This window comes from Sutcliffiella halmapala (assembly GCF_050107295.1).
Classification (GTDB): Bacteria; Bacillota; Bacilli; order Bacillales; family Bacillaceae_I; genus Sutcliffiella_A; species Sutcliffiella_A halmapala_A.
Map to the genome: position 1 here is coordinate 229,925 of NZ_JBNIKR010000005.1, position 20,135 is coordinate 250,059.

The following is a 20,135-nucleotide window of genomic DNA, read 5'->3' on the forward strand; positions in this document are numbered from 1 at the left end:
ACCGAAAGGGGGAATCAATATGGTATTGTTAAACTATATCGAGTTATTGTTTTTAGCAGTGTTTATCTCGTTCGTTACAGCTATGTATTGGCAATTATATGATCGGTGTAAATCACATCGTAAGACAATTGTTCTTATACTCAAGGCGTTTATCGTTTTACCGTATTTCCCTATATTTCAGTACAAGAAGATATTGAGGTATAAAACGGACATTATTAAAGATATTAACAAGGATAAAGATCTTACCTTTGAAGATAAAAAGAAGTTAAAAAAACTCTTATCATCAAAAACAAATTTATTTTTTAGAATTTTATGGAGAGATTTCTTAAATCTTAGGGTTATTATTGAAGCATATGTGAATGTCAGTTGCGAGGTGGATACCCTTCAAAAGATTACTCCTAAAATTATGGGGGTCAATGAGCATTCGTTATTCACTGGATTAATTAATATTGTTTTACCAATACTAAAGAAAATTTTTAATGTGACTAATCAAAAAATAATAAAACAGATGAGTTAAGCATCCGTAATGGATGCTTTTTTAATTGCAGGAAAAACTTTCCTTTTGTCGAAATCAATATATATAGATGAGAAGGGAGTAAATTATGGGTGGTGAATCTGTCACGCGGGGAAAACCTCGTTGCTTAACAACTAGAGAGTATACTAAGTTATTAGTTTTTAAAAAGATCTACAGTAATAACAAAGTGATTATGTCTGTTACAGAAACTATAAATGAAATTCTAAATTCAGAATCAATCTTTGAAGCTGGAATTATATATAAAGTTTCATTGAAAAAAACAACGGTTTTATCATATGGTAATGATGTAAAACAAGATTTGTATGGACTTTCTCACATTGCATACATTGGTAAATTGAATGAATTATCTAGTTGAATATCCTTTTGACGGTGCATGTTCTTGCAGGGAATTATCTCCTTTTGGCGAATTTATAGGCTGAAGTGAGGTGATACTGTGAAGTTTTCTCAAAAGCAGTTAGATGAAATTCATGACGCATTATTGATAAAAGGTGTCGATAAACCATGTAATGCATGTGGTTCTACTGAACTAGTAGTCATAACAGAATTGATTTTGTTAGATCAGTCAAAACCGGGAAATTTTCCAGCAATAGTTACAGGCTGCGGAAATTGTGGGAAGATGCAGTTTTTTGGAGCGAAAACTTTAGTTCCAGGATTATTCGCATAATAGGTATTAAAAAAGCGCACTATTTAGTGTGCTTTTTTTATTGAGCCGGGAAAAAAGGATGTTATTTTATGAAGCGAGTCAATCTATTCTACCAATCATCTGCCTGGATAAAGAAACGTGACCGCATACTCCGACGTGATCTATACGAATGTAGGGAATGCAGAAGGTATGGGAAGATTAAGCAGGCAACAACAGTCCATCATATCTACCCATTAGAACTTTATCCAGAGTACAAGTTGGCTACAAATAATCTTCTTTCACTCTGCAGCAACTGCCACAACGAAATGCACGATCGAGTTACAAACGAACTAACAGATAAGGGAAACCGCTGGAAGGAAAGAACATTACTCCCCCCCACTCCATCATTTTATTTTTGAAAGCCCTGGAGACCGAAGGGGGAAACTTTTTCCAATAGAGCGGCTTTTTCAAATCTTGGAAGGGGGTGTAAAACATCATGGCTAAATTAAAATCAAAGACACAATTGAGAAATCAGACGGTGAAGCAGATGGCCCATCTTGGCGTGTACAAGGATGATTATGACCAGATCATTGATATTTATGTCGGGATGTTGGCTCAGTACCAGGCATTTGAAAAAGCGTTTGAGGAATCCGGCTATCAGATCTCTGAGGAGTATACGAATAAAGCTGGTGCGACTAATGACAGGAAGACTCCTATTTATTCTGCGATGGAGGCTTTGCGGAAAGACTTGGCCACATACTCAAATATTTTGTGTATCAACCCTAAAGCTTTCAATGCTATTAAGAAACCCGATGTCCCTAAGCGGAAAGAAGAACCTAAGAGTAAGCCGAAATCAAAACTGCAGCTGGTGTTAGGTAGCTCATGAGTTCGAGTTATGCTAATTATGATTTAGTTATGGCGTATGCTCAGAGCATTGTGGACGGAAAGAAACTTGCTAACCGGGAACAGATTCAAGGATGCCAAAGATTCTTTAACGACTTGAAAAATCCTGAATATGATTTCAATCCAAAGGATGCAGAATTTGTAATTGGAATCATCGAAAAAACGTTCGTTCATGCACAGGGCGAATCACAGGACGGAACACCTTTAAGAGGTACACCATTTTTACTTGAACCGTTTCACAAATTTCAGGTTTACAACTTACTCGGTTTCTTTCATAAGGACACGACCATCAGGCGCTTCAAGGAAGCGTTTATTTATATTCCTCGGAAGAATATTAAGACATCGTTTGCGGCGGCTCTTGCATGGGCTTTGGGGCTTTTAAACAGGCGAAGTGGTAGTAAGGTATATATTGTTGCTGCAGCATTGAAACAGTCTTTGGAAAGCTTCAACTTTATTAATTTCAATTTGGGACAAATGGGAGAGAAAGACAACTTCCGCGTCATCGACAATAACCAAGAACATTCAATCGCGGGAGATTTAGGAGATGGATCCATATTTATTCAAGCCTTGGCTGCAAACCCGGATAAGCAAGATTCATTAAACTGTAATATCGGTATTGCCGATGAGCTCCATGCTTACAAAACGGCCAAGCAATACAACATTATTAAAGAGGCCATGAAAGCTTATACGAATAAATTGATGATTGGGATAACAACTGCCGGGGATAACATGACGAGTTTTTGCTACCAACGTCTTCAGTATTGTAAGAAGATCCTGGACGGTACGGTTAAAGACGAAGCTTATTATGTTTTCATTGCAAAAGCCGATGAGGACGAACATGGTAATGTGGACTATACAAATCCCATTGAACATGAAAAGGCCAATCCAGCTTATGGTGTTTCCATCAGACCGTCCGACATGATGAACGATGCTATGCAGGCTCAGAACGATCCGCAGCAGAGAAAAGACTTTTTAGCAAAATCATTGAACATTTACACCTCAGCTTTAAGAGCATATTTCAATCTTGATGAGTTTAAAAACTCTGACAAGAAGTATGAATGGACCTTGGATGATCTAGCTAAAATGAAAATCGATTGGTACGGTGGAGCCGACCTTTCCAAAATGCACGATTTAACCGCTGCGGCCTTGTATGGTTCTTATGGGAATGTGGACATAGCCATCACCCACGCCTTCTTCCCCATCGTCACCGCCCACCAAAAAGCAGAGGAGGACAACATTCCTTTGTTTGGTTGGAAAGACGATGGCTGGCTAACCATGTGTAATACCCCAACTGTGAACTACGATGACATAATAAAATGGTTTGTCACGATGAAGAAGAAAGGATTCCGAATAAAGCAAGTAGGATTCGATAGAAAGTTTGCACAGGAATTTTTCTTGGGAATGAAGCGTAATGGTTTCAGTATTGTGGACCAGCCGCAATACTTCCATAAGAAGTCTCAGGGATTCCGCTTAATTGAAAAGAAAGCAAAGGACGGAAACTTTTACTACTTGCACTCGGATGCCTTTGAATACTGTGTGCAAAATGTCAGAGCCATCGAGAAAACAGATGACATGATTCAATATGAAAAGGTGATGCCGGAGCAACGGATAGATTTATTCGATGCTGCGGTTTTTGGTGCTGTACGAAAACTTGAAAACATGGAGCGGTCTACTGCAGCTGCTAAGTGGCTTGGGGGAGGTGAGAAATAATTGAGCAAAAAAAAACGTTCAAGAAATAAAGGACAGCCTGCACAAACCAGGAGTACCACTGATAGCTCACTAGGTTTTTTTCTGACAACGGATGCCTACGACACATTGTGTGTGCCTGGATACACGAAGCTTAGTGATAATCCAGAGGTAAAGATAGCCGTCCACAAGATTGCTGATCTCATATCTTCCATGACTATTCACCTAATGCAAAACACTGACAAGGGAGATGTTAGAGTAAGAAATCAACTCGCTAAGAAAATCGATATAAATCCATATAGCTTGATGACCAGAAAAACTTGGGTCTATAACATAATTCGGAATCTACTGCTTGAAGGCGAAGGGAACAGTGTAGTTTTTCCGAAATTTCAGGACGGACTGATTGATGAATTAATCCCTTTTGCAGCTTCCAAGCTCTCATTTCAGGATACAGATACTGCATATCAGGTTGTGTATGGCGGGCGGGCTTATGATTACAATGAAATCCTTCATTTTGTGGTCAACCCGAGTCCTGATAAACCTTACATCGGTGAAGGGTACAAAGTTGTATTAAAGGACATTATCTACAACTTGAAGCAGGCGACTGCAACGAAAAAGGAATTCATGAGTGGGAAGTATATGCCATCTCTGATTGTGAAAGTTGATGCCCACACTGCTGAACTTTCTAGTGAAGCAGGAAGAGATGCAGTATATGACATGTACCTGAAACGCTCAACTGCTGGACAACCTTGGATTATTCCGGCCGAGTTATTAGAAGTAGAACAAGTTAAACCATTATCACTTAAAGACTTAGCTATAAACGAAGCAGTTGAACTGGATAAGAGGACAGTAGCGGGGATATTTGGTGTTCCGGCTTTTTTTGTTGGAGTCGGAGAGTACAAAAAGGATGAATATAACCATTTCATCAACTCGACCATTCTACCTATTGCAAAAGGAATCGAACAAGAGCTTACCAGAAAGCTTCTATATGCCCCTGATTTGTATTTCAAGTTCAATGCTAGGTCTTTGTATGCTTATGACCTCAGCGAACTTGTAGGAGCAGGAAAAGAGCTTGTGGACCGCATGGCCATGGATAGGAATGAGTGGAGAGACTGGGTAGGTCTAAGCCCAGATACTCGCATGAGTGAACTGCTGGCATTAGAGAACTATGTTCCTGCCGATATGTTAGGTAATCAAAAGAAGCTCTTGCAAGGAGGTGAGGATGATGAGTAGAGAAAAAAAGATGCAAATCCGCAGCCTTCCGAGCGAATTGAGTACACGCGCTGAAGCTGACGAGAAAGTCATAGAGGGTTATTTCGCTGTGTTCAATTCAGAAACAGAACTGTGGCCAGGTGCATTTGAAGTTATCGATCCAACTGCTTTTAACGATAGCATGGCCAATGATGTGAGAGCCTTGATCAACCACGACAGCAACTTTGTTCTTGGTAGAACCAAAGCAGGTACACTTGAGTTGCGTGTGGACGGCAGGGGACTGTGGGGAAGAGTCAAGGTCAATGAAGAGGACACCGATGCAGTCAATCTGTATGCGCGATTGAAGCGCGGCGATGTAGATCAGTGCAGTTTCGGCTTTAGGATTCTCGATGAAGAAACGGAATACAGGGATGACGGAACAATTAAATGGCGGTTGAAGAAAGTAGACCTTCATGAGATTTCTGTTGTTACCTTCCCGGCATATGCTGATACATCTGTACAAGCTAGAAAAGCAGATTACGAGAAAGACGTGAAGCGTATGAGAGAAAGTAAAAAAAATCAATTGAGGGAGCGATTGAAGAATGGCACTAAAACAACTAATGTTGGCGAAGAAAATTGAACAGCGTAAATCATTACTTACGGAACTAAACAAAAAGGGTGAGGAACTTGTTAAACGTTCTACAGACCTGGAAGCTGCCTTGGAAGAAGCTAGTACAGATGAGGAAGTTGCCACCGTAGAAGAGGAAATTAACAAGTTTGACACTGATAAAGAAGAGTATGACGGAAAGAAAAAAGAATTGGAAGAAGAAATTTCCAAGCTTGAAGGTGAGCTTGAGGAATTGAATTCCAAAGAACCGAAAAATGGAGAAGGTGAAAGATCTGCTCCAGCTGCAACACAACAAAAAAACACAGTTCAAGAGGGGGAAACACGAATGAAAGTAAACAAGTTTGAATCACGTAGCCAAATGCTCGAAAGATTAAATCGTCCAGAGGTACGTGAATTTTACGCTAAGGTATCTGAAGCTGCACTGAACAAACGTGCTTTAACTAACACTGATCTAACAATCCCTGAAGTTGTTATCGACATGATCCAGTCCCGCCTTGGTGATTACTCAGCTCTTTACCGCGAAGTAACGGTCCAACAATTAACTGGTACTGCCCGTATCATCATGGATGGTGCGATTCCGGAAGCCATCTGGACGGAAATGTGTGATCCAGTTGAAGAGCTTGCGTCTTCATTCAGCCAAACTGAATTGGACGGATTCAAAGTCGGTGGATTTATCCCGGTATGTAACGCAGTTCTTGAAGATAGCATGATCAACCTTGCAAACTTCATCGAAGGTCGTCTATCAATGGCAATCGCAAAAGCTTTAGACAAGGCGATTCTTGTTGGTGCAGGTGCTGCTTCCAAGCAACCTCTAGGAGTAATCACTGCATTAAACGGTGTAACTGCTCAGAATGTGGAATCAGATTTCACACTGGGGGATATCGTAGGAAAGATGTCTATCATTGATGATGGTGAAGACGGAGCTCCTGTGGGCGAAGTGATCGCGGTTATGAAGCGTAGCACATACTATGCTGAACTGGCTCCACAGACTTTCTTGCCAACTTCTGATGGCCGCCTTGTGGTGCAAACTGCTCAGTCTCCACGTCTTCCTGATGGAACAAGAGTTGTATTCAGTCAATATGCACCGGCTGACACTATCGTTCTAGGAGACTTCAAGAAATACCTTCTTGGAGAACGTAAGGGTGTTCAACTAGCGGTATCCACAGATGTTCGTTTCATCCAGGACGAAACAGTGTTTAAAGGAACTGCTCGTTACGATGGTAAGCCTATCTACAACGAATACTTCGTGGTGATTACAAAAACACCAGAAGGGGTTTAATAATCTGAAAGGGTGATAAAACATGGCGAAATATAAAGTAGTCAAAGCCTTCACTGATCTTCAAGACGATAACCATGTGTACCGGGTGGGGGACAAGTTCCCTCGTTCCGGCCGCGCAAAGAAAGATCGTATTGAAGAACTTTCAGGCACGGATAACAAACGTAAAGAAGTCTTGATTGAAGAAGTGGATGATGAAGAATGAGTGCAACCCTTGCCCTCCCTCTTGTCAAAGCAAGACTTGGAATCAGTTCGGCGGTAAGGGATGAATACCTGGCCGCCATTATAAGTGGTGTCAATTCAGAGTTGAAGGACACACATGGGATAGTGCTGTCTGAACATAACCCCAGCCATCTGATGTTTGTAGTGGATCTCTCAACCTGGCGATACCAAAACAGAGACAGTGCAGGCGGTATGCCAAGACACCTTCAGTTCCGTTTTCATAATTTACTTATTCGGAATGGTGGTGCCACTGATGGCAACATTTGATGATGAACTAACCCTAATTGATATTACTTTTGGGGAAAACGCACTAGGAGATCCAATCAAAGTAGAGAAAAGAAAAGACATCCTGTGTGACGCGCAATCAATACAAAGGACAGAATTCTACGCTGCAGCAGCACATGGTTTGAAACCCGAATACACTTTCATTGTGAATAAATATGACTACCAAAGGCAAAGTGAAGTAGAGTTTGATGGGGTGCGTTATAGAGTTATACGATCATACCAACCCAAATCCTATAAAGGTATTGAGGACTTTGATTCTTTGGAATTAGTGTGTGAGGGGATGATTAACAATGCCTCTTCCTAAAAGCGTAACGAAAATCAAAAAAGAAGGTGTAGAGTTTATCTCCAATGTTGATAAAGTTCAGTATACATTGGCCGAATTGTCGAGAGCTGCCCTTCGAGATACCGCCAAATTCCTACGCAAGCGACTGACCGCAAAATACAGAGCGCTTCCTGGGATGAAACGTAGTCGAAGGGTTTACAAATCCACTCAATATTGGCTGCGCAGGAAAGAGTCGGATCTGGTCATTGGACACAAGCATGATACATGGTACGGTGCCAGAAGTGAGCTAGGCTCTCATGGTCAGCCGGCCAGAAACATATTGAGGGAAACGGTATATGAGAACATTAACGAGATCCGCAAGATACAAGGACAGTACCTCTCGGCTATTGAGTCAGAGAATCGTGCCATGGGACTGATTGATGAAACGGAAACAAAGAGTGGTGACGGCCCAGAATGAAGGAATTACGAACCATCTTAAAAACTCTTTTAAGGCAGTATCATAGCAAAGTGCATTTCCAAAGACCGACCGCCATCTCTTTTCCTTATATCGTCTTTGACCTCCCCAACAGTTATACAGATGAGGAATTAGAGGTATTAAGCTTGGATGTGGATATTTGGGATAACCAATCGGACACAACCACCTTAGAAACACTTGCAGGAACCTTATGGAAAGCCCTGCACAAGTTAACATACTTGGATGAACATATGCAATTTTCAATTCACCGCGAAAGTCGATTGACTGTGATTGACGATGATCCAAACATAAAACGTAGGAAACTTATATTTTCTGTACGTTACTTTGACAGGAGGTTAAATGAATGAGTTTTAGTGGATTTACTAGTAAAACAGCCGAAAAACTTTTGCTGGATGCCGGTGCATTTTTCAAAAACTATGATGTGGCCACAGACACTTTTGCAACGGCTGTAGCAGCGAATAAATTATTAGGTGCTACTCGCGGGGGTGGTCAATTTACTGCAATACCGGAGATTAGAAACATTGACGTTGATGGTGTGAGAGGGAAAGCGAAAGATTTACAGACTATTGATGGTTGGGAAGTAAAAATGACTGCAAATCTATTAGAAATTTCTAAAGAAATTCTTGCGGATGCATTAGCGGCAAGCAACATTGACACTAGCGGAACTGAGCACGACGTTATTACAGCTAAACCTAAAATCGAATCGACGGATTACAAAGACAACATTACGTATGTCGGAAAACTATCTGGTTCTAATGAGCCGGTTATTATCCAAATCTTTAATGCGCTGAATAAAAACGGATTGTCTCTACAACCGCAGCATAAAAATGAAGCTGTAATTGCATTAGAATATGAAGCTCATTTCGATGCAGACACATTGGAAGATGTCCCATTCAAAATATATTATCCAAAATTAGGGGCATAATGCCCCTCTTTTTTATGGAGGTAACTGATGATTAAGACCGAAAAAGCATTTGATATGCTGCCATTTGTGGCAGATATATACGAAAAATTGGATTTGCAAGGGTATGTCCAGAAAAATATTATCAAAGCCAAAGACGGAAAAACGGATGAACTGCAAGTGAATGCCGGAATTAAAATTACCGTATTTGTAATGAAAAACTCCCCTAAAATCAAAGAAGAAATTTTCCATATCGTTGCCCTGGCCCAAGAAAAAGATGTGGAAGAAGTTAAATCCCAACCGCTGATCCACACTATAAACACCTTTAAAGCTATATTCGCTAATGACGAACTAGTATCTTTTTTCAAATCGGCTATGCAGTAGGAGGATATGAGGAAACTCTACACCTATTGCATAGCCATTATTCTTTTGATTATGTGATGAAACTATCACTACGAAATATTACCAGGCTCTTGAAAAAAGCCTTTGATAAAAGGAAAGAGCAAAAGGCATGGCAATTGTACCTAATGAAATATCAAAATATGACCTCAGAGGACTACATGTCTTTTGAAGATTTCTATAATCCAAGAGAGCAATCGAACAAATCTGAAAAAGAAATTTTGACCGATGTAAAAGAAATTTTAAGCGCCTTTAAGAAAGAAGGTGAGATTGATGGAAATATTTAAGCTCTTTGGATCCATTATGGTCGATAACGATAAAGCGAATGAGAGTATAGCCAAAACCGACCAGAAGGCAGAGGGATTAGGAAAGAAGTTCGTGAACGGAGTCGCCACTGTAGGCAAGTGGGGATTAGCGTTGACTGGAGCTGCAGCAGCTGGGGCAGCTGGAATGTTCGCACTGGTAAATAAAACTGCCGAAGCTGCAGATTTCATAGACAAACTATCCGAAAGAACAGGCATCAACAGAGAAGAACTACAACGCTGGAAATATGCTGCTGAACAATCCGGGGCGGATATCGGAAAGCTCGAAACCGGTGTAAAGAAGTTGTCAGATGTAATGGACGAAGCATCGAACGGAAATGAGAAAGCGACTGAAGCTTTTACTAAACTAGGAATCTCGATGGACGACCTGAAGAACAAAAGCCAGGAAGATATTTTTGAAGAAGTAATGGCCTCTCTCGCTGACATGGAACAGGGTGCAGAAAGAAACGCCCTAGGTAATGATCTTTTAGGTAAGTCTTACACTGAAATGCTACCTTTACTCAATGCCGGTAGTGAAGGGATGGACGCGCTAAAGCAACGAGCTGACGAACTTGGAATCGTCATGAGTGAAGAATCCGTCAAAGCTAATGTAGTGTTTGGAGACACCATGGCGGATGTGAAAAGCGCTCTAGGTGCAGTAGGAATGAACTTGGCCAACCAAGTACTTCCAACCTTTCAAACATTTTTAGATTGGATTTTGGCTCATATGCCACAAATAAAAGAGTTTGTCGGAAATGCATTCACCAGAATTAGTGAAGTGATGGATTTTGTCACAACCAGAATTTTACCGCCATTGTTCGAAGGGTTATCAGTTCTGATCGGATGGATTCAACAAGTTATTGCTTTCGTAAAAACTTGGGTTTCTGAGAACCAAGGACAACTTAAAAATATGAAAGCTGGATTCATGGATTTCTTTGCCTTGGTAAGTGAAACCATCTCTGCTTTTATCGAATTCGCGAAAGCATATTGGGCGGTTTTCGGCGATCAGATTATGAAAATAGCTAAATTTGCTTTTGATATGATAGTCGGAATAATTAAGGGAGCCTTTTCGATTGTCCAAGGTTTACTCGATTTTTTCATCGGTCTCTTTACCGGGGACTGGTCCAGAATGGGTGAAGGACTCAAGAAAATTTGGGACGGATTATGGCAGGCAATAGCAGCGGTTTTAAAGGGAGCCTGGAATATTCTATCCTCACAATTCCAATTTTTATGGGGGATGATATCCGATTGGTTCGGTGATTTGAAAGACAGCGCAGTCCAGTGGGGCAAAAACATGCTATCAGGATTCGTGGATGGTATGATGGCGAAGCTTGAAGATGTAAAGAAAACTGCATCGAAAGTGACAAGTGCAGTTGCCGGTTTCTTAGGTTTCAACTCTCCTGCAAAAGAAGGAGAAGGGCGAAACATCGTTAAATGGGGTTCCAATATGATCGATGGTTTCCTAGAAGGCGCGGAGAGTATGATTCCTGATGCTCGAAAATTGATGAACAACGTGGTCGGGTCGATGAAGCCAGAAGGAACAAGCACTCTTTCTAATTCCTATGGAGATATTCATGTCAGTATTCAAGCGAGCGATTTAGAAGAATTACAAGGCATTCAAGAATTTTTCCAAATGCTGAAAATGAAAACAAGGCAAGCGTAGAAAGGAGGGGATAGCTTGTCTACTCAAATAACGAAACTGATTCCTTCTGGTGGTGTGGTAGCAGATAGGACGGCGACTATCCGCCTTTCATGGAGGGTTACACCTATACCGACGGATGGAATGACCCAAGAAGTATGGTGGCGTATCCAGGATACTACAACATGGAACGTAATCTCCGTTGTTCTTAGTGCAATTCATGTCGATGTAGCACCGAACACCTTTCCAGAAGGGATTATTGAATGGCAAGTACGGTTAAACAATGAAGATGGAAGTAATCATGCTACTTCTGATACGGTCGTGTTTATAGCTAGTGTCAATCCTCCTGCACCAGTCATCACCCAGCCCACAGGAACAGTAAACGGTTCTCTGGTGACGGTTGAATGGACGAGCGAAGGGCAAGCGGGATTCCACTTGGAATTGGTCGAAGCAGGCCAAGTGATATGGCAATACGAAAATACCGATGATGTGTCACAAGCTTATTCAATTTCAGGATTGGAAAACCACAAAGAGTACGACATCCGTTTAGCGATCGTCAACTCATTGGGATTGTGGAGTGACTATTCCGCCATCACTATTGATGTGGATTACGTTCCCCCGGCACCGGCGGAGATAACAACCACCACCCAGGAAACTACCATCACTTTGGATTTTTCCCACCCTACCCCTACAGGAGAAATACCACCAGTTGTTTCGGTGGATGTATACAGGCGGGTGGAGGGAGATTGGGAACTAATCGGAATAGATGTGGGAGACACTTTTGTGGACTACACGCCTGCAAGCGGTGTTGTGTACGAATACCGAGTGAGGGCATACGGCGATATGGATACATTCAGCGATTCCTTCACCTCTGCGCAAGTTCAATTTAGAGGGGTATGGTTGCATGAAGTATTTTATCCGAACACTTTACACCATTTCCGCATGGACCGAGTGGGTAGGGTAGATACCTGGAAGCCGACAGGCAAACTACTCCCATTTGCAGGCAGGAAATTACCTGTTGCGGAATTTGACATCACGGAAGAAAACTCTGTCAGTGTGACTCTCGAAATGTTCCGAGGGGAAGATGATTACAGATTCTTGCAGCAACTCATTCGATCTAAAAACGTGTTGTGTTATCGAGATGGAAGAGGTCGAAAGCTTTTCGGCCATGTGTTCGAATTACCGATTTCGGATGAAAAACACGGGAACACGACCAACATCACTATACATGAAATCAGCTTTACGGAGGAATTGGCATGATTTCTTTAACGAGTTATCCGTACCCTCCACAGGATATTTTAGATGCATTACATGGCAAATATGGCTCTAGGCATATTCGATTTCGTTATGACTTATTAGATGGGAACAATCGGAAAATAGGAGAACTAGATAGGGTGTTAAGTGGGAAAGTATCCATGAATGCACTTTCCACCATCAAGCGTACTGCTACCTTCACCTTACAAGACCGAGGGGACATCAACTGGCTGACCGATAGGATCCAACCTATACTTCTTTTGAAAATGCCCAAAACATCTGACTGGATTGAATTTCCGTTAGGTGTTTTTTTATTGGTTAGTCCCACAAGGAGTGACCATAATCGAAATGTTTACCGGGATGTGGGGGCGTTTGATGGTCTATTGATTCTAAAAGATGACAAGTTTCAAAGTCGGTACATCGTAAAAAAGGGAGTCAATTACCGTGCAGCCATTTTAGATATCTTGAAAAGTGCCGGGATTACCCAATACAACATTGAGGAAGTTGAAAAGACAATCCCAAATGACATTGAATATCCTCCAGGTACTGAGAAAATCAAGGCAATAAACGAGCTGTTAGGCGCCATCAATTTCACTCCGTTACATGTGGATGTATTCGGATATTTCACGAGTCGACCGTATGTGAGTCCTGTGGATAGAATAGTGGAATTCACCTATAAGGATGATGATTTGAGTATTGTATCTGCTGGCATGGAAGAGGATTTAGATCTTTACAGCATTCCGAATAGATGGGTTGCGGTTCTATCCGATCCAGAACGTGACCCTTTGGTTTCCACTTACACTAATAACAGTGCTTTGAGCCCCACGAGTACAGTAAATCGTTCTCGCATTATTGTGGACTATCGGGAAGTGGATGAAATAGCAGACCAAGAATCCTTAGATGCTTATGTGCAGCGAATCGCATTTGAAAGTTCGCAAATATTCGGCAAGCTTTCCTTTAGAACTGCCATTAACCCTTTGCATGACTATTTTGATGTCTTGCGTGTGGAATACTCACCATTAGGTATTAACCATACCTACAGTGAAACAGGGTGGGAAATGCCACTGGAAGCCGGAGGGTTGATGAAACATAATGTCAGACGGATTGTATCTGTCTAGGGGGTGAGTGAATGGATTCGGAATTTTTCCTGGATCATTTTAAAAATAAGGATTCGCAAAAATTAGTCCGATATGCGACCGTCGACCCGAACCACACTTCTGGACTGCCGAAACTTCTATTTGATGGAGAAGGAGCGGTCACGGAAAAGGGATATCCACACCTGGATAGTTACAACCCTGCTGCCAATGATCGAGTGATGCTAATAAGTAAGGTTATCATCGGCAAAGTAATTAGGTCTATTTAAGGGGTGAAACGATGATTATACAATTTAAGTTGAACGATACAAAAGACAAAATAGAATATGTTGCAGCGGATACTGAAGGGAACCCTGTTGACTTAACAGGGTCTTCCGTCCGTTTTATCATGTCCAGGCGTGCTACAGGAGAAGTAGTATTAACCGACCCTGCTACTATTACTGATCCTATTAATGGAAAAATCGAGTATTCTGTTTCGGAATTGACCACTATTGAAGCTGGGGATTTCCGAGCAGAATTCATCGTAGATTTTCCCGATAGCACACAAAAAACGTTCCCTACTATAGGATATTTGAGTATATCGATTCAAGCGAGTCTGGAACGCTGGAAGACTGGGAAAATTGCAGAGCGTATCGTAATAGAGCTCTCTGCAATCGACCAATACAAAACGGATATTACAGCCGAGGTCAATACCTTTAAAAATGATGTAACCGCCGAAGTGGAGACCTTTAAAACCCACGTTAATACCACCATGGACGACTATCAGGCTAACACAAACCAGGATGTAGCAAGTTACAAAAATGATATTGACAATACCATTGACACGTTCCAGATAGAAGTAGAAAAGATCGAGCCGAAAATGCAAGAAGCGAGCGCAGCTATTCAAACGGCCCAAGATTCTGCCGCAAATGCGGATCGAGCAGCAGAAGAAGCTGATTTATCCCGTTCCGAAACAATCACGGCAACCGTAAACGCCGAAAATGCCCGTGTAGCTGCAGAACAGGCAACGGCAGAGGCAAACACCCAAGCGGAATATGCAAAGGCGCAGGGAGACAATACAAAAGCCGTGGCAGAAGAGTTAAAAACAAAATGGTTGGTGCCGGTTGCTGATTTTGCAGCGATTGCTACCACCTACCCAGAACCAAGCGAGGGTGACACCGTACAGACACAACACGATAGCAAAATTTATCGTTATCAGTCTGGCTCATGGTTATATACCCAAAAGCATACGGACACGGTTGCAACGGATTTACAAGCGAAATTCGCAAAGGCAAACCGATCCACAAAAGTTCTGCCATACGGAACGAGCATCATCGACACCGATACACCTTCACCGATTGACCTTGAAATTGAAGGGGAAACGCTCATTTCGTTAGGTCAGTCAAACTTGGAAATCGGCAAAAAGTACGTCCTAGCAGACAAAAAAACACGCATCAAAACGTACAAAGATACACATGAGGGTGTGAAGAAGTTTGAAGTGCCGAATACGCTTGTGACCACTGCAGATTATGCGGGGAAAGTTGCGGATAGTACAGTTGTTAATCCTCATAGATTTAGAGGAGCAAGGGGCACGTCTTTGCAAAGTGTCAATTTGTACACTACTGCAGATAATACTCAAGCGCATATTGATGCTATTAAAACATTAAATGGAGTCGTTTCTTCTGCTTGGTCATCGACAGGTAGTGGTGAATTAGCACAACACCTCTTCTCCATCAACATCATAGAGCAAATAGAGCGCAATTACGGCATCATCCCGAAAGAGACACTTGCCGATAAAGTGCAGTGGGCGAAGGATAATTTGGCGAAGATAACGGCGAACTGGCATGGGTTTGGTAGTGGCCCGAGTGGGAATAAAGCGAACTTTGCAGAGTGGTACGATAATTCATGGAATACACCTTCCGTTCACACCAACGGCACTGTCACGAAGTTAGTGCGGAGCAATACTCTTTTACATCTAGTGATAGATAGTAATGGTTTTGTTCATTATCTCGCCCACGCAGACCCAAGTGACGGGGTAACGGCATCAACCATCAACACAGACTTTTTCAACACGGACATTGAGTTGAAAGCCAACACCGACATTATCACGAAACCGCAGATAACGAGCATTGCGGATTTTGAGGGGAAAGTTTCAGCTAGTTTGGTGGAGAATCCACATAAATTCCAATCACAAGCTAATGCTTCCTTAATAAGTCCGACAGGAACATTACTTGAAATAAGCGACCCTGATAAAATTTATAAATTAGACGGGATCATTAGAACTAGTTCAAACAATGGTAACGGAAATGTGATGCAACATCATTTCTCCTTCGACCTAATCGCCCAAGTCGAACGCACCCACGGACGAATTCCAGGGGCAGACACGGCGGCTAAGGTTCAGTGGTTGAAGGATAATTTGAGTAAGATTGTGGCGAATTGGCATGGGTTCGGTAGTGGGCCGAGTGGGAATAAAGCTACTCTTTGCATGTGGAGGGCGAATACGAATGACTGGGGTTCTGGACCATCTCACATTTCTAATAGTATTACAAAGCTGACTATCTCCAATTTATATCACCCTAGAGAAGTAAAAGATGTAATCGACAACAACGGCTTAGTCCACTTCCTGGCCTACGCAGACGCATCTGACGGAGTGACCGCTTCAACAATCAACACCGATTTCGTCAACCTAGAAATCGAACTAAAACCAATGGCCCAATTATTCGACCCGATTACGCCACTTTACGAAGTGGACGCAACCGAATACGGGAAGATTCTAGCGGATTGGACGGAGAGCGATGTATTGACACGTTATCCGAGAGTCCAGGGGATGAAACATGTGCAAAACCCTATTGTGACGGTGGAGGGGGAGAACTTGCTACCATCGAACGATGAAAATTGGTATCAAGGGAGTGTGTCTACGACAAACGGAAGCCCTAACAATATTGCCAATCGGATTAGTGGTGAGTTTGTAAGCGTTGTTCCCAATCAACAGTATTCAATCGTAGTAAAAAGTGGTTATGATGCTTATGTTTACGAGTTTGAGCAGATTAACGGAAGTTCTATCGGTTCTCAAAACTGGTCTAACAGTAAGGTTTTCACAACCAGCACAAAAACAAATTATGTGAGGATAAGCGTAAGAAAGACAGATGAAACAAATATACTACCTTCTGAAATTTCAAACGTCCAACCAATGTTCACACTAGGTTCCGAAGCAAAACCATTCGTCCCAAGAAACCCGTCCCACCTATACGCAGAAACGAAACTAGGACGGATCGGAACAAAGAAAGACGTTCTTTTCCAGGATAACGGCGAGTGGAAGGTAAGGGAGGAAGTTGTGAAGGATGTTGTGTTGGATGGGAGTTTGGATTGGATTTTTAAAAACAACTACACAAAACATAAACGTTTTGATGTTACTGTGTCAGGCGCAGAAGTTAATCTATTTCCTGTCGGTATTAAATACAACGGATTGCAACTTTACCGAAAAGGTCTTTTGGCAGATATGGCAGACATTTCTTATACAGTAGGTTCGTATGTTGCACTTTCTGTATCTAACACCGACACAGGATTTGGCGAAACCTACACACCTACCACAAACGACATCAAACGCTACTTCAACGGCTGGAAATACACAGACGGCACAACCTGGAATTCAGTCACAGGAAACGGGCAGACGGCAACGGCACAGGAAGCGTTAGACACCAAGCCGACAGACTACACGCCGTACAAGCTTTCCTATGTGAGAGCAACGGCACAAGTGAAACCCGTGAACGTGGAGGGCGCTATTTCCGTGCAGGGTAAGGCGCAAGCGAATGTTGGTAGTGGGGTGATTGTGAGGGAGAAGGTTGTTCCTTATCTAAGTGGGGGTAGTTACTTCATCAATGCCGACAATCCGAACGTAGAACAAAAAACTAAACATGCCACAAATAAGATTATGAAGGTGGATAGAAATAACGGACCAGACTACAATTGGGAACTTAAAAACTACTCAACCCCTAAGACGAACGGGAATGGCTTTGCTCAAATTTCAGAATCGTATTATGACCCAGCCGCCGAATATACTGTCACCTATCTAGTCTTAAACCGCCACCTATTCACGAACAACCCGAAAGACATTCGGGCAACGGTGGAGCAGAGCATTCCGAGCAGCTTATCACAGACCGTGGCGAAGCAAAGCGACCTGGAAACGAAGGTTAGCGTACTGGACCGCATGGCATACGACATGTTGCTACGCATTAAAGCATTGGAGGGAGCGCAATGAAATTAACACCCGAACAGATAGCGATCATTGAACGGGCAGGAAAGAGCGTGGAGGATTTTCAGAGGGATTTGAAAAACAATCCCTCTCCTATCAATCTCGAAGTTGTGAACGACCTGGGTAATGCTTTGGTTGTCACTTATCAAAACGATAATGAACTGGGTAACATGGTCATGAGCCTTTTTATACAAGTAAACGATCTAGCTGAAATGGTCATGTTACTACAATCAGAATTGGAGGCGTTGAAGAATGCTTAATTTGTACCGCTATCAATTGGACAATGGGATGAAAACTCTTACTCAGGTTCCAGAGCCGTATCAGTCCATGCTAAGAGCAGAAGGTTATAAGGAATAATTAATACAAAAGCGATCCTCAGGGGTCGCTTTTATAATTGGGGGAAAATGAAATGTGGATTAACGTAGAGGACTTACAAGTAGTACAAGCGTATTTGTTTGGGGGAGTAAAGCTCTTAGGTTCTTTAGCTCTTCTTATGTTTATCGATATTGTGACGGGTATTTTTAAAGCAATTAAGCTGAAGCGATTACGCAGCCGGAATGCATTGTTTGGATATGCCAGGAAGATGCTGGTGTTCGGCGTAATTATTGTGGCCAATGTAATTGACAATATACTCGGGTTAAATGGGGCGGTGGCTTATGCTACTGTCCTTTTTTATATCGCAAATGAGGGGTTATCAATTCTGGAGAACTTAGCACAGATCGGAGTAAAAGTACCTACTATTATTACGGAAAAACTTCATGTGATTCAGGAGGATAAAAAGAAGGAGGAAAAATAATTGGTTACTTTAAACTACAAAATAAAACATATTCGGAAACATCACACCACCAGAACGGGAATCAAGTTGTTACGGGTACAGGCTGTTGTAGACCACTGGACGGCAAACGCTGGGGGCACAGCTGACAATCATTTTGCCTATTTTGATATGCATTTACCTGATGTTAATGACACTTTGCCCGAAAATAAAAAACGATATGCTAGTGCTCATATCTTTGTTGATAAGGATAAAGCACTTGAGTTGGTACCGCTTGATGAGGTCTGCTTCCATGCTAATGACCGTAAACCTGGTCCACTACTATCGACCCTTAATGCGACAAGTCCACAGTATAAAAGCGGCAATGCAAATTTGCTGACCATCGGTGTTGAAATGTGTGTAGAGAAGGACGGAACCATTCATCCGGATACGTTGAAAAGAACAGCTCTTGTTCACCAGATGCTGCAGGAGAAGTTTCCGCAGCTGAAGGATACCTACAATCGATTTGTTCGGCATTACGATGTGACGGGAAAGAATTGCCCTGCTCCGATGGTGACAAGAGCATCCAGGTATAAAGAGTTGCTGGATATGACGCATGATAAAGTTGAAGTAAAACCAGAAGCACCTAAACCACCTAAAGAGGAGGAACCATTCATGCTAGATAAAGCAATTGTGTATAATTCAACATCAGACTTTCCTGTCGTGGAGTCATTAATCAATTTAACCGGAGCACCTGCTTACACCCGCAGAAAAGCAGAGGCGCTGGGGAGAGTAGCGAAGGAAGTAATTATTGTAGGTGGCGGGAAAGGAAAGCTGCAGGCGGATAAGTTTACGGATCTATCAGGAGCTGATAAATTCGCGACTGTAGCCAAAGTTGCAAAATATCTAGGTAAATAATTGTAGAAAAAAGCCACTTCTAGGAAGGACTTCCAAACATAGGTATAGAATAACAAACTATACCAAAGAAAAGGGGTCTTTATTATGATGTATTTATTAGCTATCTTTTTACCTCCAGTTGCAGTTCTACTCACTGGTAGACCATTTCAAGCGTTTATTAATTTTCTTCTCACTCTTTGCTTATTCGTTCCTGGAATGATCCATGCGATTATGGTAGTAAGCGAGAGTAAGGCAGATAAGAGAATGAAAAAACAAGTAAAAATGATGAAACAAGCATAAAAAAGAGACCTCCTTATTGGGGGTCTTTTTTCTTTATATACAGCTGCCAACTCTTCTTAAACTTCCACAAATGATCATACCCTGTCACCCACTTGCCGGCAATTTCATGATTTCCTTCCACATAATAGAGATGTGAATCGTCCAATTTCTTAAGTACCCCAACTAATCCTGTTTCATGATTCCTTACCTGGTCTCCTACTTCCATTTCTTTTCTCATAAACTATCAAACTCCTAAATTCGATTATACTGCCGAATATATGT

General features: G+C 42.0%; 27 protein-coding genes. 26 read left to right on the top strand and 1 reads right to left on the bottom strand.

Annotated elements, in window-relative coordinates; genetic code table 11:
• The first annotated feature begins 19 nt into the window (after positions 1–19).
• From ACQCT5_RS10415 to ACQCT5_RS10540, 26 genes are all read left to right on the top strand, one after another.
• The gene (locus ACQCT5_RS10415; RefSeq protein WP_499641584.1) at positions 20–517 is read left to right on the top strand and encodes a hypothetical protein; all 498 of its coding nucleotides are present in this window, start codon (positions 20–22) and stop codon (positions 515–517) included.
• Between the two features lie 85 nt (positions 518–602).
• The gene (locus tag ACQCT5_RS10420) at positions 603–890 is read left to right on the top strand and encodes a hypothetical protein (RefSeq protein ID WP_499641585.1); all 288 of its coding nucleotides are present in this window, start codon (positions 603–605) and stop codon (positions 888–890) included.
• Positions 891–968: 78 nt separating this feature from the next.
• Entirely contained in the window at positions 969–1,199 is a 231-nt protein-coding gene (locus tag ACQCT5_RS10425; RefSeq protein ID WP_499641587.1) for a hypothetical protein, read from the top strand.
• A gap of 68 nt (positions 1,200–1,267) precedes the next feature.
• On the top strand, positions 1,268–1,576 hold the full coding sequence (locus tag ACQCT5_RS10430; RefSeq protein WP_499641589.1) for an HNH endonuclease: 309 nt from the start codon (positions 1,268–1,270) through the stop codon (positions 1,574–1,576).
• 77 nt (positions 1,577–1,653) lie between these two features.
• A complete protein-coding gene (locus ACQCT5_RS10435) occupies positions 1,654–2,043 on the top strand; it encodes a P27 family phage terminase small subunit (RefSeq protein ID WP_499641591.1) in 390 nt (129 codons plus the stop codon).
• Positions 2,040–3,770 (top strand): terminase large subunit, encoded by a 1,731-nt coding sequence (locus ACQCT5_RS10440; RefSeq protein ID WP_499641593.1) that lies wholly within the window; start codon positions 2,040–2,042, stop codon positions 3,768–3,770. The genes ACQCT5_RS10435 and ACQCT5_RS10440 overlap by 4 nt, the downstream gene beginning before the upstream one ends.
• Positions 3,771–4,979 (top strand): phage portal protein, encoded by a 1,209-nt coding sequence (locus tag ACQCT5_RS10445; RefSeq protein WP_499641595.1) that lies wholly within the window; start codon positions 3,771–3,773, stop codon positions 4,977–4,979.
• Positions 4,969–5,577, top strand: coding sequence for an HK97 family phage prohead protease (locus ACQCT5_RS10450; RefSeq protein ID WP_499641597.1), 609 nt, complete (start codon positions 4,969–4,971; stop codon positions 5,575–5,577). Before ACQCT5_RS10445 ends, ACQCT5_RS10450 begins: the two co-directional genes overlap by 11 nt.
• The gene (locus ACQCT5_RS10455; protein ID WP_499641599.1) at positions 5,540–6,844 is read left to right on the top strand and encodes a phage major capsid protein; all 1,305 of its coding nucleotides are present in this window, start codon (positions 5,540–5,542) and stop codon (positions 6,842–6,844) included. Before ACQCT5_RS10450 ends, ACQCT5_RS10455 begins: the two co-directional genes overlap by 38 nt.
• Before the next feature lie 22 nt (positions 6,845–6,866).
• Positions 6,867–7,046 carry a hypothetical protein gene (locus ACQCT5_RS10460; RefSeq protein ID WP_499641601.1) on the top strand — a complete coding sequence of 60 codons (180 nt, stop codon included), beginning with the start codon at positions 6,867–6,869 and terminating at the stop codon, positions 7,044–7,046.
• Positions 7,043–7,330 (top strand): head-tail connector protein, encoded by a 288-nt coding sequence (locus tag ACQCT5_RS10465; RefSeq protein WP_499641603.1) that lies wholly within the window; start codon positions 7,043–7,045, stop codon positions 7,328–7,330. The genes ACQCT5_RS10460 and ACQCT5_RS10465 overlap by 4 nt, the downstream gene beginning before the upstream one ends.
• Complete coding sequence (locus tag ACQCT5_RS10470; RefSeq protein WP_499641604.1) at positions 7,317–7,652, top strand: phage head closure protein; 336 nt, start codon at positions 7,317–7,319, stop codon at positions 7,650–7,652. Before ACQCT5_RS10465 ends, ACQCT5_RS10470 begins: the two co-directional genes overlap by 14 nt.
• Positions 7,639–8,088, top strand: a complete 450-nt coding sequence (locus tag ACQCT5_RS10475; RefSeq protein WP_499641606.1) for an HK97-gp10 family putative phage morphogenesis protein — start codon at positions 7,639–7,641, stop codon at positions 8,086–8,088. The genes ACQCT5_RS10470 and ACQCT5_RS10475 overlap by 14 nt, the downstream gene beginning before the upstream one ends.
• Entirely contained in the window at positions 8,085–8,453 is a 369-nt protein-coding gene (locus ACQCT5_RS10480) for a gp17 family tail completion protein (RefSeq protein ID WP_499641608.1), read from the top strand. Before ACQCT5_RS10475 ends, ACQCT5_RS10480 begins: the two co-directional genes overlap by 4 nt.
• Positions 8,450–9,031: a hypothetical protein gene (locus tag ACQCT5_RS10485; RefSeq protein WP_499641610.1), complete on the top strand. Its 582-nt coding sequence runs from the start codon at positions 8,450–8,452 to the stop codon at positions 9,029–9,031. Before ACQCT5_RS10480 ends, ACQCT5_RS10485 begins: the two co-directional genes overlap by 4 nt.
• Positions 9,032–9,058: 27 nt before the next feature.
• Positions 9,059–9,391: a hypothetical protein gene (locus ACQCT5_RS10490; RefSeq protein WP_499641612.1), complete on the top strand. Its 333-nt coding sequence runs from the start codon at positions 9,059–9,061 to the stop codon at positions 9,389–9,391.
• A gap of 176 nt (positions 9,392–9,567) precedes the next feature.
• Positions 9,568–9,693, top strand: coding sequence for a hypothetical protein (locus ACQCT5_RS10495; RefSeq protein ID WP_499641614.1), 126 nt, complete (start codon positions 9,568–9,570; stop codon positions 9,691–9,693).
• Positions 9,680–11,371: a phage tail protein gene (locus tag ACQCT5_RS10500; RefSeq protein ID WP_499641616.1), complete on the top strand. Its 1,692-nt coding sequence runs from the start codon at positions 9,680–9,682 to the stop codon at positions 11,369–11,371. Before ACQCT5_RS10495 ends, ACQCT5_RS10500 begins: the two co-directional genes overlap by 14 nt.
• A 15-nt stretch (positions 11,372–11,386) precedes the next feature.
• A complete protein-coding gene (locus tag ACQCT5_RS10505) occupies positions 11,387–12,607 on the top strand; it encodes a fibronectin type III domain-containing protein (RefSeq protein WP_499641618.1) in 1,221 nt (406 codons plus the stop codon).
• Positions 12,604–13,719 (top strand): hypothetical protein, encoded by a 1,116-nt coding sequence (locus ACQCT5_RS10510; protein WP_499641619.1) that lies wholly within the window; start codon positions 12,604–12,606, stop codon positions 13,717–13,719. Before ACQCT5_RS10505 ends, ACQCT5_RS10510 begins: the two co-directional genes overlap by 4 nt.
• An 11-nt stretch (positions 13,720–13,730) precedes the next feature.
• Entirely contained in the window at positions 13,731–13,964 is a 234-nt protein-coding gene (locus tag ACQCT5_RS10515; protein WP_499641621.1) for a hypothetical protein, read from the top strand.
• An 11-nt stretch (positions 13,965–13,975) separates the two neighbouring features.
• Entirely contained in the window at positions 13,976–17,932 is a 3,957-nt protein-coding gene (locus ACQCT5_RS10520; RefSeq protein WP_499641623.1) for a BppU family phage baseplate upper protein, read from the top strand.
• Positions 17,929–18,186, top strand: coding sequence for a hypothetical protein (locus tag ACQCT5_RS10525; protein WP_499641626.1), 258 nt, complete (start codon positions 17,929–17,931; stop codon positions 18,184–18,186). The genes ACQCT5_RS10520 and ACQCT5_RS10525 overlap by 4 nt, the downstream gene beginning before the upstream one ends.
• Positions 18,187–18,335: 149 nt before the next feature.
• Positions 18,336–18,722, top strand: coding sequence for a phage holin family protein (locus ACQCT5_RS10530; RefSeq protein ID WP_499641628.1), 387 nt, complete (start codon positions 18,336–18,338; stop codon positions 18,720–18,722).
• Positions 18,723–19,595 (top strand): peptidoglycan recognition protein family protein, encoded by an 873-nt coding sequence (locus ACQCT5_RS10535; protein ID WP_499641630.1) that lies wholly within the window; start codon positions 18,723–18,725, stop codon positions 19,593–19,595.
• 84 nt (positions 19,596–19,679) lie between these two features.
• A complete protein-coding gene (locus tag ACQCT5_RS10540; RefSeq protein ID WP_499641632.1) occupies positions 19,680–19,874 on the top strand; it encodes a YqaE/Pmp3 family membrane protein in 195 nt (64 codons plus the stop codon).
• A 13-nt stretch (positions 19,875–19,887) separates the two neighbouring features.
• On the opposite strand, the gene ACQCT5_RS10545 is transcribed toward ACQCT5_RS10540, so the two are convergent.
• The gene (locus tag ACQCT5_RS10545) at positions 19,888–20,091 is read right to left on the bottom strand and encodes a hypothetical protein (RefSeq protein WP_499641633.1); all 204 of its coding nucleotides are present in this window, start codon (positions 20,089–20,091) and stop codon (positions 19,888–19,890) included.
• Between the last annotated feature and the right edge of the window lie 44 nt (positions 20,092–20,135).